Origin of the sequence: Mycolicibacter terrae (assembly GCF_010727125.1) — a bacterium.
In the GTDB taxonomy this organism is placed as follows: domain Bacteria; phylum Actinomycetota; class Actinomycetes; order Mycobacteriales; family Mycobacteriaceae; genus Mycobacterium; species Mycobacterium terrae.
The window spans coordinates 308,689-325,212 of the sequence record NZ_AP022564.1; the positions used below are offsets into that span (position 1 = coordinate 308,689).

A 16,524-nucleotide genomic window follows, 5' to 3' on the forward strand; every position below is an offset into this window, starting at 1 on the left:
GATCGCCTGCCGTTGCCCGGCGAGCGCGTGACGCCGGTTCGCGTAGCTTCTCCTCGCCGCGGGTACCCACTGTCGGAATCGCAGCCGACGAACGGAGGGGTGGGTGCCGGGGCGAATCGAGGTCGATGGCGTTTCGCCGGTTGTGTCCTGCGGTAGGCAACCCGCCAAGGCGGTGGTCGGGGAGTTGGTACCGGTCGTCGCCGAGGTCTGGCGGGACGGCCACGAGGCCGTCGCGGCGACCTTGGCCGTGCGCTATCTCGGACCTGATTACCCGCTGCCGGCCGGGATGCATGCGGACGACTCGGACGCCGTTGCCGCTGCGTCGTGCCGGGGCAAGCCGCTGCTGCTTCCGATGAGCACCGGCGCCGAGCCTTACGTGTTTCACGGCCAGTTCGTTCCGGATCGGATCGGGTTGTGGGTTTTCCGGGTCGACGGCTGGACCGATTCCGTCCGGACCTGGCGCGATGCGGTGGTGGCGAAACTGGACGCCGGTCAGGGCGAGGCCGAGTTGTCCAACGACCTGTTGATCGGTGCCGAACTGTTCGACCGTGCGGCCCTGGGGATGCCGCGCGGCAAGCGGGCGCCCCTACTGGCTGCTGCCGCGGCGTTGCGCGAACCGGGAGACCCGGTGACCCGGTCGGCGCCGGCGTTGTCGGATCAGATCTCCGAGCTGCTCGCCTGCCATCCGGTGCGTGACCAGCTCACTCGCGGCCGGCAGTTTCGGGTCTGGGTGGATCGGCCGCTGGCCCGCTACGGCGCCTGGTACGAGATGTTCCCCCGCTCCACCGGCGGGCGGGATTCTGCCGGTACCCCGGTGCACGGCACGTTCGCCACCGCGGAGTCGGAGCTGCCGCGTATCGCCGGGATGGGATTCGACGTGGTGTATCTGCCGCCGATCCACCCGATCGGACGGGTGCATCGAAAGGGCCGCAACAACAGCGTCGTCGCCGAGCCGGGCGACGTCGGCTCGCCGTGGGCGATCGGCAGCGAAGAGGGGGGCCATGACGCTGTGCATCCCGATCTGGGAACGTTCGACGATTTCGACCGTTTCGTCGGCCGCGCAGGCGAACTCGGTTTGGAGGTCGCCCTGGACCTGGCCTTGCAGTGCGCTCCCGACCACCCCTGGGTCAGCCGGCACCGTCAGTGGTTCACCGAGTTGCCGGACGGGACGATCGCCTACGCGGAGAACCCGCCGAAGAAATACCAGGACATCTACCCGTTGAACTTCGACAACGACCCCGCCGGGTTGTATGCCGAGGTGCTCAGGGTGGTGCAACTCTGGATCGACCACGGGGTCAAGGTCTTTCGGGTCGACAATCCACACACCAAACCACCGGGGTTCTGGGCGTGGCTGATCGCGAAGATCAAGTCAGCCGATCCCGACGTGTTGTTCCTGTCCGAGGCGTTCACCCCGCCGGTACGCCAGTACGGCCTGGCCAAGCTCGGCTTCACCCAGTCCTACACCTACTTCACCTGGCGCACTTCCAAGGCCGAACTCGTCGAGTTCGCCGAAGAGATCGCCGAGCTCGCCGATTTTCGCCGCCCGAATCTGTTCGTCAACACGCCGGACATCCTGCATGCCAGCCTGCAGCATCACGGCCCCGGCATGTTCGCGATCCGGGCGGTGCTGGCGGCGACGATGAGTCCCGCGTGGGGGGTGTACTCCGGCTACGAGTTGTTCGAACATCAGGCGATTCACGAGGGAAGCGAAGAATACCTTCATTCGGAGAAGTACGAATTGCGTCCACGTGACTTCGCCGGCGCGGTGAACGAGGGCAGATCGTTGGAGCCGTTCATCGCCCGCCTCAATGCCATTCGCCGTCAACACCCGGCCCTGCAGCAACTGCGCACCCTGCATGTCCACCCCGTCGACAACGATGCGCTGTTGGCCTATAGCAAATTCGACCCGGTCAGCGGCGACACGGTGCTGGTGGTGGTGACGTTGAACCCGTTCGCTGCCGAGGACGCGACGTTGTCGCTGGACATGACGGCGCTGGGTATGGAGCCCTACGAGCGGTTCTGGGTGCGTGACGAGATCAGCGGGGAGGAATACCAGTGGGGGCAGGACAATTACGTTCGACTCGAGCCGAGTCGAGCGGTCGCCCATATCGTCAATATGCCGGTGATGAACGCCGACGCGCGTGCACGGTTGCATCGGAGGTGAACAGCCGATGACGCGAAGCAAACGTACGCCCCACCCCGGGCCGGCGGTGACGCCCGAGGACGTCGACCGGTTGCTCTCGGGTGTGCATCACGATCCACACGCGATCCTCGGGGCACACGAGGACGATGAACGCACGGTGATCCGAACCCTGCGCCCGGGCGCGGTTGCCGCGACGGTCCTGGTGGGCGGCGACCGGTTGCCGATGCAACATCTGCAGAACGGTCTGTTCGTCGCGACGTTGCCGTTCGCCGCGTTGATCGACTATCGGCTGCAGCTCGACTACCCCGGCGCCGGACAACCGCAGATCGTCGCCGACGGATATCGTTTCCTGCCCACGCTGGGCGAGATCGACCTGCATCTGTTCGGCGAGGGACGACACGAACGGCTGTGGGAGGTGCTCGGCGCCCATCCTCGCACGTTCACCACCCCGGACGGGACGGTGACCGGGGTGTCGTTCGCGGTGTGGGCGCCCAACGCCAAGGGCGTCGGTCTGATCAGCGACGCCACCGGCTGGGACGGCATCGGTGCACCGATGCGGGCACTGGGCTCTTCCGGGGTGTGGGAACTGTTCTGGCCGGGGTTCCCGATCGGCGGCCTGTACAAGTTCCGGATTCACGGCGCCGACGATGTCGTCACCGAGCGGGCCGACCCGATGGCGTTCGCCGCCGAAACTCCGCCGCAGACGGCCTCCCGGGTGACCGTCAGCGGTCATAGCTGGAGCGACGACGACTGGATGAGTCAGCGCGCCACCGGAAATCCGGCGTTCGAAGCGATGAGCGTCTACGAGGTCCACCTCGGGTCCTGGCGTCCCGGCCGCAGTTATCGCCAGCTCGCCACCGAGCTGACGGATTACGTTGTGGAACAGGGGTTCACCCACGTCGAACTCCTGCCGGTTGCTGAGCATCCGTTCGGCGGATCATGGGGCTATCAGGTCACCTCGTACTATGCGCCGACGGCCCGGTTCGGCTCTCCCGACGATTTTCGCGCGTTGGTCGACGCACTGCACCGCGCCGGTATCGGCGTCATCGTGGACTGGGTGCCGGCGCATTTCCCGAAAGATGCCTGGGCATTGGGCCGCTTCGACGGCACCGCGCTCTACGAGCATGCCGACCCGCACCGCGGCGAGCAACTCGACTGGGGCACATATGTCTTCGACTTCGGACGCCCCGAGGTGCGCAATTTCCTGGTGGCCAACGCGCTGTACTGGCTCATCGAGTTCCACATCGACGGCCTACGAGTCGATGCGGTGGCTTCGATGCTCTATCTGGACTACTCGCGACCCGAGGGCGGCTGGACGCCCAACATCCACGGCGGCCGGGAGAATCTGGAGGCGGTGCAGTTTCTGCAGGAGATGAACGCGACCGCACACAAGTCGGCCCCGGGCATCGCGACCATTGCCGAGGAATCGACCTCGTGGCCGGGGGTGTCCAGACCGACCAGCCTGGGCGGCCTGGGCTTTTCGATGAAATGGAACATGGGCTGGATGCATGACACGCTCGCCTATCTCGGACACGACCCGGTGCACCGCTCCTACCATCACCACGAGATGACGTTCTCGATGCTCTACGCCTACACCGAGAACTTCGTGCTGCCCATCAGCCATGATGAAGTGGTACACGGCAAGGGCACGCTGTGGAGCCGCATGCCCGGGGGCGATCACGCCAAGGCCGCGGGGGTTCGCAGTCTGCTGGCCTACCAGTGGGCCCACCCCGGTAAGCAGCTGCTGTTCATGGGCCAGGAGTTCGGCCAGCGCGCCGAATGGTCCGAGGAACGCGGGCTGGACTGGTTCCAGCTCGACCCGGAACATGAGGCGGCCGGGTTCTCCGCCGGAATCCTGCGCCTGACACGCGATCTCAACGCCGTCTACCGCAACCATCCCGCGTTGTGGAGTGAGGACATCAGCCCGGCCGGCTATTCCTGGATCGACGCCAACGACTCGGCCAACAACGTGCTGAGCTTCCTGCGCTACGGAACGGACGGATCGGTGCTGGCCGCCGTGTTCAACTTCTCCGGTGTGGCGCACGCCGACTATCACCTCGGCCTGCCGTCGGTCGGCCGGTGGCGCGAGGTGCTCAACACCGACGCCGTCGAATACGGCGGTGGCGGCGCCGGCAACCTCGGTGGCGTCGACGCCGTAGACGAGCCCCGCCACGGGCGCCCGGCCTCCGCCGTGCTGGTGCTGCCGCCGCTGTCGGCCCTATGGCTGGAACCTGCCGAGTGATACCCGGCCGCTCAGGCCGCGGTCAGCCGGGTCAGTGCCCCTAGCGGAATCGGCAGCCACGCCGGCCGGTGCCGGGCTTCATAGCCGGCCTCATAGACCGCCTTGTCGACTTCGTAGGCGGCGAGCAGTGCTGCGGAATCGCGCGGGTCGGAACCGGATTCGGATGCGTAGCCGTCGCAGAACGCGCTGCGACAGCGGTCCAGCCATTCGCGCGCACGGATGGCCAACTGCCGGTCTTGCCCGTCCCGCGACAAGTCGGCCAATTTCCCGTATGCGGCGTACTCATAGGAACGCAGCACACCCGCGACGTCCCGCAACGGCGAATCCGGCTTCCGGCGCTCCGACAACGGAGCACCCGGTTCGCCTTCGAAATCGATCAGCAGCCAACCGCTCGGCGTGCGCAGCACCTGGCCCAGATGCAGGTCGCCGTGGACTCGTTGCACCGTGATCTTCTCCCCGGCCAGCTCCTGGAACCGCTGTTCGACGGCGGCGACGTGCGGGCGCACCTCCGGCACCGTCGCCGCCGTCGCCGACAACCGCGACAGCAGTGCCTGCGCCGGGAATTCCGCTTCGGAGGTCCCCAGGCTGTCGGCCAGCGTCCGGTGCACCGAGGCGACCGCCTCACCGAGTCGGTACGACTCGCCGGCGAAGTCGCCACCCACCTCGTAGGCGTACAGATCGGCCTCGGCGAACAGGTCACGCACACTGGCGGTAGCCATCGCCCAACCCTCGGCCGAGTTCACCGCGTACTCGCTGACCATGCCCAACGCATACGGCGAAACGCCGGAGTCGCCGGACAACTCGATCTGGTAGGAGCCCAACAGTCGCGGTACGTGTGGATTGGCCGCCTGACCCAGCGCCGCGTTCAACTCGATATCGGGATTGACGCCTTCTTTCAGGCGGCGGAACACCTTGAGGACCACTTCCTCGTCGACGATCACGCTGGTGTTGCTCTGCTCGGCTTCCGATACCCGAGAGTCCGCCCCGACCGGCAGCGCCACCCCCGGCTCCGGTGTGAACGTGACCTGGCCACGGTTGGCCGACGAGTCGATCAGCGACAACAAAAGCCGGGTTGCCGCAGCGTCATACAGGGCGTCGTGGGCGGTATGTCCACGATGGGTTCCGATCAACGCGATCTGGGCGTACTCCGGTGGCAGATCGACGTCCCAGCCGACCAGTACCTGGTAGCGCTCGGCAGCGCCCTCGGTGTAGCTGACGTCGATCAGTACCAGATCCAGTCCGTCGCCCAATTCCACCACCAGAACGGGATCGGCGCCGGCCAACTGCCGATTACGCCCCGCATACCAGCGTCGAGTCGGCAGCCATTCCGCCCACGGCAGGCCCGCTGGTTCGCCGGTGCCATCAGTCATGAGATGTCCTCCTTCGGCCCGCACAGCTGAAACCAGTAGAAGCCGTACCCGGGCAGAGTCAGCAGATAGGGGAGCTTTCCGATCCGCGGAAACTCCACGGACCCGGTCAGTTCCACCGGCGTGTGACCATCCCAGTGCTGCAGATTCAACTCGATCGGCTGCGGAAACCGCGACAGGTTGTTCACGCACAAGACCGTATCCCCGTCGTCGACCGACATCTCCCGCACGTACGCCAGCACCGATGGATTGGACCCGCCCAGCTCTCGGAACTCGCCGAGGGCGAATGCGTCATAACGGCGCCGGACAGCGAGCATGGTGCGGGTCCAGTTGAGCAGGGACGTCGAAGTGTCGCGTTGTGCTTCGACATTGACCGACTGATGGCCATAAACCGCGTCTTGAATGGGCGGCAGATACAGGCGGCCCGGATTCGCGGTGGAGAAACCGGCGTTGCGGTCCGGTGTCCACTGCATCGGGGTGCGCACCGCGTCGCGGTCGCCCAGCCAGATGATGTCGCCCATTCCGATCTCGTCACCGTAGTAGAGGATGGGGGAGCCGGGTAACGACAGCAACAGTGCGGTGAACAACTCGATCTGGTTGCGGTCCTTGTCCAGCAGCGGGGCCAGCCGGCGCCGGATCCCCACATTCGCCTTCATCCTCGGATCTTTCGCGTATTCGGCGTACATGTAGTCGCGCTCGTCGTCGGTGACCATCTCCAGTGTCAGCTCGTCGTGGTTGCGCAAAAAGATGCCCCACTGCGCAAGGTGGGGGATCTGCGGTGTCTGCGCCAGGATCTCCGAAATCGGGAAGCGCGACTCGCGGCGCACCGCCATGAAGATGCGTGGCATCAACGGGAAGTGGAATGCCATGTGGCACTCGTCGCCCCCGGTCTCGGGGTCACCGAAATATTCGACGACGTCGGCGGGCCATTGATTGGCCTCCGCCAGCAGCACCCTGCCCGGGAATTCGTCGTCGACCACCTTGCGGCAGCGCTTGAGGAAATCGTGGGTCTCGGGCAGGTTTTCGCAGTTGGTCCCTTCCCTCTCGAACAGGTACGGCACCGCATCCAACCGAAACCCGTCGATGCCTAGGTTCAGCCAGAATCGGAGCACGTCGATCATCGCTTCCTGGACCGCCGGATTCTCATAGTTCAGGTCGGGTTGGTGGGAGAAGAACCGGTGCCAATAGAACTGCTTGCGCACTGCGTCGAACGTCCAGTTGGACTCCTCGGTGTCGACGAAGATGATCCGGGCATCGGCGTAGCGCTCGCTGGTGTCGCTCCACACGTAGTAGTCGCCGTAAGGACCGTCGGGGTCGTGGCGCGACTGCTGAAACCAGGGGTGGCTGTCGGAGGTGTGGTTCATCACCAGATCGGTGATGACCCGGATGCCGCGCCGGTGCGCGGCGTCGATCAGTTCGACGAAATCGTCGACGGTGCCGAACTCGGGCAACACCTTGTAGAAGTCCCGGATGTCGTAGCCGCCATCGCGCAGCGGCGAATCGTAGAACGGCGGCAGCCACAGACAATCGACTCCGAGCCACTCCAGGTAGTCCAGTCGCTCGGTCAGGCCACGCAGGTCGCCGATGCCGTCGCCGTTGGAGTCGTAGAACGCCCGGACCAGCACCTCATAGAAGACCGCGCGTTTGAACCAGACAGGATCCGCGGGCGGGGCCGCGGCATCGCCGAAGTCGTCGGCGGTCGGATGCTCCACGACGCCGTCCTCGACATGGCTACCCGCTGCGGGGTCTGGTAGGTCCTGCCCAAACTCGCTGTCAACGTCGGCGACCATATCTCGACTTGTACCCCAATCTCGAAGCGATTACCGGCCCGATGTTCGGTGATGTCGAGCGTGCGAGAACAACGCCGCGATGCGGGCGATCCTCGGGTCGGTGCGCAGTCGCTCGAGAGGCTCGGACAGCGGCAGCCGCCAGTTCGGATATTCATCGACGGTGCCGGGCAGGTTGGGCTGACAGGGTTCGGCCAGCACGTCGTAGGGGGAGACGAGTTTCAGCCGGCTCGGGGTGGCGGCAAGAAAGCGGTGCAGGGCATCGATGATCTGTGGCTCTTCCGGAGCCGTCTCGTCCCGCTCGAAAAGGCCTTCGGACCGCAGCAGGGCGAGCCATTCGGCTCGTTCTTGCTCGGCGGCGGCCTGCGCGGCCGCCACGTCGTCGAGCAGACCCCGCTCGGCGCGAGCCCGCACGTGCTCAGCCCGCAAGAATCCGGCTGCGGTGGGCAGGTCGTGGGTGGAGATGCTGGCGACCACCCGAGCGGGCCACCTGGCCGGCGGAAGCAACGGCTGGCCGGGCGCCGACTCGTCGCGGGTGAACCAGGAGACCGCACACCCCAGCATCCCGTTGTCGGCCAGTGCCCGGGTGACTTCCGGTTCGACGGTTCCCAGGTCCTCGCCGATGACGACGGCGTTGCCGCGATGCGCTTCCAGTGCCAATACCGCGAGCATGACATCGGCGTCGTAGTGGACGTAGGTACCGCGATCCGGGCCCTCCCCGGGCGGGATCCACCACAGCCGCCACAAGCCGGCCACGTGATCGATACGCAACCCGTCCGCGTGGGCGAGGACGGCCCGCAGCATGTCACGCACCGCGCGGTAGCCGGTGGTTGCCAGCCGGTCCGGCCGCCAGGGCGGTAGTTGCCAATCCTGGCCGTGCGGGCTGAACGTGTCCGGGGGCGCCCCGATCCTGGCTTCACCGGCCAGCACGTCGGCCAGCGCCCAGGCGTCGGCGCCGTCGGGGTCGACGCCGACCGCCAGGTCGTGCAACACCCCCAGCGCCATGCCCGAGTCCCTTGCGGCGCCCCGGACCGCCGCCAGCTGCTCGGCGCAGCGCTGCTGCACCCAGCTATGAAACGCGATCCGCGGCGCGAGGTCCCGCCGCGCCGCTGCCACCGCGGCGCCGGCCGCGTCGTGCAGCGGCGCCGGCCATGTCGACCAGCGACCGCCATGGCGTTCGGCCAGCGCGCAGTAGGTCGCCCAGTCCCGCAACGCCGTGTCGTCCGACTCCGGCGGGCAGGGGCGACCGTCAGCTCGCCACAGCAACTCCAACGCCGCGCGTTTAGCCGCCCACACCAGGTCGTAGTCGATTCGCGAAGTGTCCGCAGCGACCCGCAGCGCATCGACTTCCGCGCGGGTGTCCGGGTCGGCGCGCCGATAGGTGTCGAGGTCGAAGATGGACAGTGCCAGCGGATTGGCGAACCGCCGACTCGACGGCGTGTACGGCGACGGCTGCACCGGATGGGTCGGCCCCGGTGCGTGCAGCGGGTTGAGCAGCACCGCTCCGGCGCCGTGCTCGGCGCCGTCCACGTCACCCAATTCCGCAGATCGCCGAGGTCGCCGATGCCCCACGAGCGGGCGGACCGCAGCGCGTACAACTGCAGCATCCACCCCCACGTCGCCGGCGCCGGCGGAATCTGCGCCGGGGCCGCCACCAGGGCGACCTGCCGGCCGTTGCGAAGCTGAAGTTCATACCAGCCCGGCGTCAGGTCGGCGGGCAGTTCGTCCCGCACAGCGCTGTGCTCGCCGTCCTCGCCCACCAGCGCAACGGCCCCGGGCAACGGCTGCGGGCGTCCGGCCACCCGCACCGCCACCGTCGGCGGCGTGACACCCGCGCGGTCGCGCTCGTCCAGCCTGACCAATTCGTGCCGGCGGTCGGTTGCGCTGCCGGCCTCGATCTCAAGCAGGCGCAGTACCCGGATCACGACGTCGTCATCGACCTGCACCCACTCGCGCCGCTCGTTGCGGTAGGCGGTGGCAACGCCGTGTGCCCCGGCCAGCCGGCGCAGGTCATCAGCCACCACGACAACACCTATACCCGGGCCGGGGGACTTTCAACAGTGGCCGGCGGCGGGCCCGAACGGCGGCGACGTTCGCGCGCCTGACCGTAATGTCGTAGACGGCATAGTTTGACGGCCAGGCAGGCGGGTAGCCAGACCCCGACCGTGGTGTCGCGGAATCGGAAGTCTTGGACCAGATTGGGTGAACATGGGTATTGCCCGAGAACCGGTGAGGAAGGCCACCGCTGTCGGGGATTCTGCCGAGAACGTGTCCCACAGCACCTGGCCGGGCAACAGTGCGCCGCTCGGAGCCGGCTACGACGGCGGGGGAACCAACTTCGCCCTGTTCTCCGAGATCGCCGAGCGGGTCGATCTGTGCTTGATTGACGAGAACGGTGAACAGACCTGCATCCCGCTCGAGGAGGTGGACGGCTACGTCTGGCACGCCTACCTGCCGACGGTGTCGCCTGGGCAGCATTACGGCTTCCGGGTGCACGGCCCGTTCGACCCGCCGGCCGGCCACCGCTGTGATTCCAGCAAGCTGTTGCTGGACCCCTACGGCAGGGCTTTCGCCGGGGACTTCGACTTCGGTCAGGCGCTGTTCTCCTACGACATGGCAGCGGGAGAAGACCCGCCGCGGGCCGAAACCCTGCCGATGGTCGACTCGCTCGGTCACACCATGACCAGCGTGGTGATCAACCCGTTCTTCGACTGGGCCACCGATCGGCCGCCGAAGACCCCCTACAACGAAACGATCATCTACGAGACGCACGTCAAGGGCATGACGCAGACCCATCCGGGGATCCCCGAGGAACTGCGCGGCACCTATGCGGGATTGGCTCACCCGGTGATCATCGACCACCTCGAGGCGCTCAATGTCACGGCGATCGAGCTGATGCCGGTCCACCAGTTCATGCACGACGACCGCCTGCTGAAGATGGGCCTGCGTAACTACTGGGGCTACAACACTTTCGGATTCTTCGCGCCGCACAGCCAGTACGCCGCCAATCGGCAGCCGGGCGCAGCGGTCGCGGAATTCAAGACCATGGTGCGCACCTTCCACGAAGCCGGCATCGAGGTGATTCTCGACGTGGTCTACAACCACACCGCCGAAGGCAACCACCTGGGTCCGACCATCAACTTCCGGGGAATCGACAACGCTGCCTACTACCGGCTCGTCGACGACGACCGCAGTATGTACATGGACTACACCGGCACCGGAAACAGCCTCAACGCGCGCCACCCGCACGCGCTGCAGCTGATCATGGATTCACTGAGGTACTGGGTGACCGAGATGCACGTCGACGGGTTCCGGTTCGACCTGGCATCGACGTTGGCCCGCGAATTCTACGATGTTGACCGCCTTTCGGCGTTCTTCGACCTGATCCAGCAGGATCCGGTGGTCAGCCAGGTCAAGCTGATCGCCGAGCCGTGGGACGTCGGTGAAGGCGGCTACCAGGTCGGTAACTTTCCCGGCCTGTGGACCGAGTGGAACGGAAAGTACCGCGACACGGTGCGTGACTACTGGCGCGGAGAACCGGAGACGCTGGGCGAGTTCGCCTCCCGGCTCACCGGTTCGTCGGACCTCTACGAGGCGACCGGGCGTCGGCCCGGCGCCAGCATCAACTTCGTCGTCGCCCACGACGGTTTCACGCTGCACGATCTGGTGTCCTACAACGAAAAACACAACGAGGCCAACGGCGACGACAACACCGACGGCGAGAGTCACAACCGGTCGTGGAACTGTGGCGTCGAAGGACCCACCGACGACCCGGACATCCTGGCGCTGCGGGCCCGGCAGATGCGCAACATCATGGCCACCCTGATGCTGTCGCAGGGCACACCGATGCTCGCGCACGGTGACGAACTGGGCCGTACCCAACAGGGCAACAACAACGCCTACTGTCAGGACTCCGAAATCGCCTGGATGGATTGGTCACTGGCCGAGAAGAACTCCGATCTGCTGGACTTCACCCGCCGCGTGACACGGCTTCGAAAGGAACACCCGGTGTTTCGTCGCCGCCGGTTCTTCGAGGGCCTGCCGGTACGCCACGAAGACGAGATCGGTGACATCGCGTGGTTCACCCCGGCCGGTGAGGAGATGAGCCAAGACGATTGGGACAACGGCTTCGACAAGTGCATCATGGTCTTCCTCAACGGTGAGGCGATCCGGGAGCCCGATGTGCGTGGTCAGCGCGTGGTCGACGACTCGTTTCTGCTGTGTTTCAACGCACACGAGGACACCGTCGAGTTCGCTGTTCCCGGCGAGGATTACGCCCAGGAGTGGACCGTCGAGCTGGACACCGCGCAGCCGGATTCCCCGGCCGATCATCCAGTGCGGGCCGGAGAGGAGATGCCCGTTCCGGGGCGTTCGCTGCTCGTCTTGCGGAAAGTGCGCTGAGGTATGTTGTCGCGCCCGGTGCTGTCCACCTACCGGTTACAGCTGCGCGGGCCGGAGAGCGGTTTCGCGTTCACCTTCGCCGACGCCGAGCAGCTACTGGACTACTTCGACGAGCTCGGTGTCTCGCACCTGTATCTCTCACCGGTGATGACCGCGGTACGCGGGTCGGCGCATGGTTACGACGTCGTCGATCCGACCACAGTGTCCGCGGAATTGGGCGGGCCGCAGGGGCTGGCCCGGCTGTCAGCGGCAGCGCAGGCGCGCGGAATCGGTCTGGTCGTCGACATCGTGCCCAATCACGTCGGCGTGGCACGCCCGGAGCAGAACCCATGGTGGTGGGACGTGCTCAAGCATGGCCGATCCTCGAGGTACGCCGTATTCTTCGACATCGATTGGGAACTCGGTGACGGCCGAATCATCCTGCCGGTATTGGGGTCTGACGGCGACGTCGCCGATCTGGCCGTCGACGGCGACGTGCTGCGGTTGGGTGATCTGGTGTTTCCGGTCGCGCCCGGAACCGGCACCGGCAGCGGCGCGCAGGTCCACGACCGCCAGCATTATCGGCTGGTCGGGTGGCGTAACGGCACGTGTGGATACCGTCGCTTCTTTTCGATCACGTCGCTGGCGGGTCTGCGTCAAGAGGATCGGACGGTATTCGACGCCTGGCACGCCGAGCTGTCGCGCTGGTTCGACGCGGGTCTCGTCGACGGCGTGCGGGTCGATCACCCGGACGGGCTGTCGGATCCCGGTGAGTATCTGGAACGGCTGCGCGCGCTGGTCGGACCGGGCGCCTGGATCGTCGTCGAGAAAATTCTCGCCGCCGACGAGTCGCTCGATCCGAGCCTGCCGGTGGCCGGCTCGACCGGCTACGACGTTCTTCGGGAGATCGGCGGGCTGTTCATCGACCCGAACGGGGAACCGGCGCTGACCGAGCTGTTCGAAACCGCCGGTGTCGACTATCGCGCGATGCCGATGTTATTGGCCGAACAGAAGGAGATCGAGGCGTCCGAGACGCTGGGGAGCGAGCTGGCTCGGCTGCGGCGTTGCGTGGTGAGCGCCACCGGAGCCGACCATCCGCTGCTGGCCGAGGCCATCGGGGGGCTGCTCGGGCAGGTGGGCGTGTATCGCAGCGACTACCCGGGGCTGGCGTCGACTCTGCCGGTGGCGCTCGCCGAAATACAAGCGGAGAAGCCGGAACTGGGTGAACCTCTTCAGCTGGTCGCGGCCGCGATCGCCGACGATCGAGAATCTGCGGTGCGGCTGCAGCAGCTGTGCGGGGCGGTAACGGCCAAGGCGACCGAGGACTGCCAGTTCTACCGTGATGCGCGGCTGGTGTCGCTCAACGAAGTCGGCGGAGACCCGCAACGTTTCGGGGTGGGGGCGGCGGAGTTTCATCAGCGGGCCGCTATCAGGGCTCGACGCTGGCCGCACACCATGTCCACACTGTCCACGCACGACACCAAACGCGGTGAGGACGTGCGGGCCCGGATCGGCGTGCTGTCGCAGGTGCCGTCGTTGTGGGCCGAATTCGTCGCCCGTTGGGAGGCCAGTACCCCATCGCCTGACCTGGCGACCGGACTCTTCCTGTGGCAGAACATCTTCGGCGTATGGCCGGCCGACGGCCTTGTGAGTACCGCACTGCGCGAGCGGTTGCACGCCTATGCCGAGAAGGCGGTTCGCGAAGCAGCCCGGCGCACCTCATGGCACGACCCCGAGACCGAGTTCGAGGGCGCACTGCACCGTTGGCTCGACGACATCCTCGACGGACCCATTGCACAGCAGCTGACCGAACTCGTCAGCGAGCTCGCACCGCACATCGAAAACGACATCCTGGGCCAGAAACTCCTGGCGCTGACCGTTCCCGGCATCCCGGACGTGTATCAGGGCACCGAGCTCTGCGACGACAGCCTGGTCGACCCCGACAACCGGCGAGCGGTCGACTACGTCGCGCGGCGCGAGGCGCTCCGGTCTGGCCACCACCCGAAGATGCGGGTGGTCGCTGCGGCGCTGCGAATACGCCGTGGCCGTCCCGACACCTTCCTGAACGGCAGCTATCACCCGGTGCTGGCATCCGGCCCGGCCGCAGAGCATGTCGTTGCGTTTCGCCGGGGCCAGGACGTGGCGGTTGCGGTAAGCCGTTGGACGGTGCGCCTGCCCGACGGCGGATGGCGCGACACCGTCGTCGCACTACCTCCCGGTACCTGGGCCGACACCCTCTCCGGCGCCGAACACAATGGACCGGTGCCGGCTGCCGAATTGTTCGCGACGCTGCCGGTCGCTCTGTTGGAGCGTGTCGATGACTGACTTCGCCGTCTGGGCGCCGGCCCCCGCAGTCGTCGGCCTCGATGTCGACGGGGTGTCCCACCCGATGACCAGTGCAGGGGGAGGCTGGTGGCGCACGACGCTCGAGGTGGCCCCCGACGCCCGCTATGGGTATCTGATCGATGACGACCCGCAGGTTCTTCCGGATCCGCGGTCGGCCCGTCAGCCCGACGGTGTGCACGCACGCTCGGCGCTGTGGGATGAAACCAGTGCGACCTGGACCGACGACGACTGGGCGGGGCGAGATGTCGAAGGTGCGGTGATCTACGAGCTGCACATCGGCACATTCACCGCGGCGGGCACCTTCGAATCGGCCATCGAGAAGCTGGATCACCTGGTCGATCTCGGTGTCGACTTCGTGGAACTGATGCCGGTCAACGCCTTTTCCGGTACGCACGGCTGGGGGTACGACGGTGTGCTCTGGTATGCGGTGCATGAGCCCTATGGCGGCCCGGATGGGCTGGTGCGCTTCGTCGACGCCTGTCACGGTCGCGGCCTGGGTGTGCTGATCGATGCCGTTTTCAACCACCTCGGCCCGTCCGGAAATTACCTGCCCCGCTTCGGGCCGTACCTGTCGGAAACAACTAATCCCTGGGGCAATGCCGTCAATATCGACGGCGCCGACTCCGATGAGGTACGCCGCTACATCATCGACTGCGCGCTGCGCTGGATGCGTGTCTTCCATGCCGACGGGCTGCGTCTGGATGCCGTGCACGCGCTGGTGGACACCACGGCGATCCATATTCTCGAGGAGCTGGCCGCTGAAACCGACGCGCTCGCCGCACAATTGGGCCGTCCGTTAGCGCTCATCGCCGAGAGCGACCGCAACGATCCACGGATTGTCTCCCGCCGTGAAGACGGTGGCTACGGGATCACCGCGCAATGGGATGACGACCTACATCACGCCATTCACACCGCGGTATCCGGAGAACGGCAAGGCTACTACGCCGACTTCGGCAGCATCGCCACGCTGGCGACCACCCTGCGCGACGGCTTTTTCCACGCGGGAACGTATTCGTCGTTCCGCCGCCGGCGTCACGGGCGTCCGCTGCCCACCTCGATGATTCCGGCTACCCGGCTGCTGGCGTACACCTGCACGCATGATCAGGTCGGCAACCGGGCGCTCGGTGACCGCCCGTCGCAGAACCTGACCGCCGGGCAGCTCGCGGTCAAAGCCGCACTGGTACTTTTCTCGCCTTACACCGCAATGCTTTTCATGGGGGAGGAATGGGGTGCGCTGACCCCATTCCAGTTCTTCACCTCGCATGAGGACCCGCAGGTGGCCCGGGCCACCGCAGAAGGCCGCAAAGCCGAGTTCGCCGAGCACGGTTGGGACGCCGACGATATCCCGGACCCGCAGGACCCGGCGACCTTCCAGCGGTCGAAGCTGGACTGGCAAGAGGTTCACGGCCAAGGTCATCTGCCGCTGCTGGGCGTCTACAAATCGCTGATCAGGCTGCGCGCCGAGGCGGATCTGGCCGATCCCTGGTTGGGTCACCTCGCGGTCGACTACGACGAGGACAATCGGTGGATCGCCATGCGCCGTGGCCGGCTGCTGCTCGTCTGCAATCTGGGTGAGACCGCGGTGAGTGTGCCGGTGCACGGCGAGCCGGTCCTGGCCTGGGGATCGCCGGCATTCGAGAACCACACCACACAACTGCCGGGGCAGTCGTTCGCAGTGCTGCGGGCTTAGAACACCGTCTGCGCGCAGGTGGACGGCGTGGTGATGTTGACCCCGCTGTAGACCACCTGCACGTGGGTGCAGACGATCACGTTGGCGTCGGTCTTGGGCTGGCCGGTGGAGTATTCCAAAACGTCGATGCTGCCGTTGGTCTGGTATTTGTCCGGCGGTCCCTCGCCGTAATACATCGATTGGATCACCGCCCCGGTGCCGTCCTTGAACACCTTCGTTCCCGGCCCGCCGCGGTCCTTGAACCAGCCCTCGCCGCCGTCGGTGTGCACGTCGAGATAGGCCGTCCGCTTCGACGAACGGATTTCGGTGCTCTGCCGGGCCCACAGGTCGGGCGGGAAGCCGGCCAATCCCTCCGGGGTCTGCAGCCGCACCCCGACGGTGAACCGGCACAGTGGCGGGCCGGCGCAGTCGACCCAGCTGTGAGTCTGCAACTGGTCGGCGTCGTTGACCGGTACCAACGTGGTCTTGGTATCACTCGCCGCCGAGGAGATCGCGGGCGGGATCAGCGCGGCCAACAGCGTCAACGCTGCCGGCATCATCAGCAACCGCTTCATGTCGCACCAACCTAG

8 protein-coding genes and 1 pseudogene are annotated in these 16,524 nt (G+C 66.4%); 5 read left to right on the top strand and 4 right to left on the bottom strand.

Going from position 1 to position 16,524, the window contains the following annotated elements:
- Window positions 1-103: 103 nt before the first annotated feature.
- Window positions 104-2,164: an alpha-1,4-glucan--maltose-1-phosphate maltosyltransferase gene (locus tag G6N23_RS01520; protein ID WP_085261450.1), complete on the top strand. Its 2,061-nt coding sequence runs from the start codon at window positions 104-106 to the stop codon at window positions 2,162-2,164.
- 7 nt (window positions 2,165-2,171) lie between these two features.
- The gene (glgB, locus tag G6N23_RS01525) at window positions 2,172-4,385 is read left to right on the top strand and encodes a 1,4-alpha-glucan branching protein GlgB (protein WP_085261835.1); all 2,214 of its coding nucleotides are present in this window, start codon (window positions 2,172-2,174) and stop codon (window positions 4,383-4,385) included.
- Between the two features lie 11 nt (window positions 4,386-4,396).
- Here the strand turns inward: glgB and G6N23_RS01530 are convergent, their stop codons facing one another.
- From G6N23_RS01530 to malQ, 3 genes and pseudogenes are all read right to left on the bottom strand, one after another.
- A complete protein-coding gene (locus G6N23_RS01530) occupies window positions 4,397-5,755 on the bottom strand; it encodes a maltokinase N-terminal cap-like domain-containing protein (protein WP_085261451.1) in 1,359 nt (452 codons plus the stop codon).
- The gene (gene treS / locus G6N23_RS01535) at window positions 5,752-7,542 is read right to left on the bottom strand and encodes a maltose alpha-D-glucosyltransferase (protein ID WP_085261452.1); all 1,791 of its coding nucleotides are present in this window, start codon (window positions 7,540-7,542) and stop codon (window positions 5,752-5,754) included. The genes G6N23_RS01530 and treS overlap by 4 nt, the downstream gene beginning before the upstream one ends.
- Window positions 7,543-7,572: 30 nt before the next feature.
- Window positions 7,573-9,563: pseudogene (gene malQ, locus G6N23_RS01540) on the bottom strand (4-alpha-glucanotransferase).
- Between the two features lie 184 nt (window positions 9,564-9,747).
- Between malQ and glgX the strand changes: the two are divergent.
- Genes glgX through treZ form a run of 3 tightly spaced genes read left to right on the top strand, consistent with a single transcriptional unit; the run spans window position 9,748 to window position 15,955 of the window.
- Window positions 9,748-11,940 carry a glycogen debranching protein GlgX gene (gene glgX, locus G6N23_RS01545; protein ID WP_234808652.1) on the top strand — a complete coding sequence of 731 codons (2,193 nt, stop codon included), beginning with the start codon at window positions 9,748-9,750 and terminating at the stop codon, window positions 11,938-11,940.
- Window positions 11,941-11,943: 3 nt separating this feature from the next.
- Complete coding sequence (gene treY, locus G6N23_RS01550) at window positions 11,944-14,244, top strand: malto-oligosyltrehalose synthase (RefSeq protein WP_085261453.1); 2,301 nt, start codon at window positions 11,944-11,946, stop codon at window positions 14,242-14,244.
- Window positions 14,237-15,955: a malto-oligosyltrehalose trehalohydrolase gene (gene treZ, locus G6N23_RS01555; RefSeq protein WP_085261454.1), complete on the top strand. Its 1,719-nt coding sequence runs from the start codon at window positions 14,237-14,239 to the stop codon at window positions 15,953-15,955. Before treY ends, treZ begins: the two co-directional genes overlap by 8 nt.
- Here treZ and G6N23_RS01560 read toward each other — a convergent pair.
- A complete protein-coding gene (locus G6N23_RS01560; protein WP_085261455.1) occupies window positions 15,952-16,509 on the bottom strand; it encodes a hypothetical protein in 558 nt (185 codons plus the stop codon). The genes treZ and G6N23_RS01560 overlap by 4 nt on opposite strands.
- Between the last annotated feature and the right edge of the window lie 15 nt (window positions 16,510-16,524).

Coding starts and splice junctions, on each gene's coding strand:
- G6N23_RS01530 (WP_085261451.1), bottom strand. CDS start 5,755: ATGACTGATGGCACCGGCGAACCAGCGGGCCTGCCGTGGGCGGAATGG.
- G6N23_RS01560 (WP_085261455.1), bottom strand. CDS start 16,509: ATGAAGCGGTTGCTGATGATGCCGGCAGCGTTGACGCTGTTGGCCGCG.
- glgB (WP_085261835.1), top strand. CDS start 2,172: ATGACGCGAAGCAAACGTACGCCCCACCCCGGGCCGGCGGTGACGCCC.
- glgX (WP_234808652.1), top strand. CDS start 9,748: ATGGGTATTGCCCGAGAACCGGTGAGGAAGGCCACCGCTGTCGGGGAT.
- treZ (WP_085261454.1), top strand. CDS start 14,237: ATGACTGACTTCGCCGTCTGGGCGCCGGCCCCCGCAGTCGTCGGCCTC.
- treY (WP_085261453.1), top strand. CDS start 11,944: ATGTTGTCGCGCCCGGTGCTGTCCACCTACCGGTTACAGCTGCGCGGG.
- treS (WP_085261452.1), bottom strand. CDS start 7,542: ATGGTCGCCGACGTTGACAGCGAGTTTGGGCAGGACCTACCAGACCCC.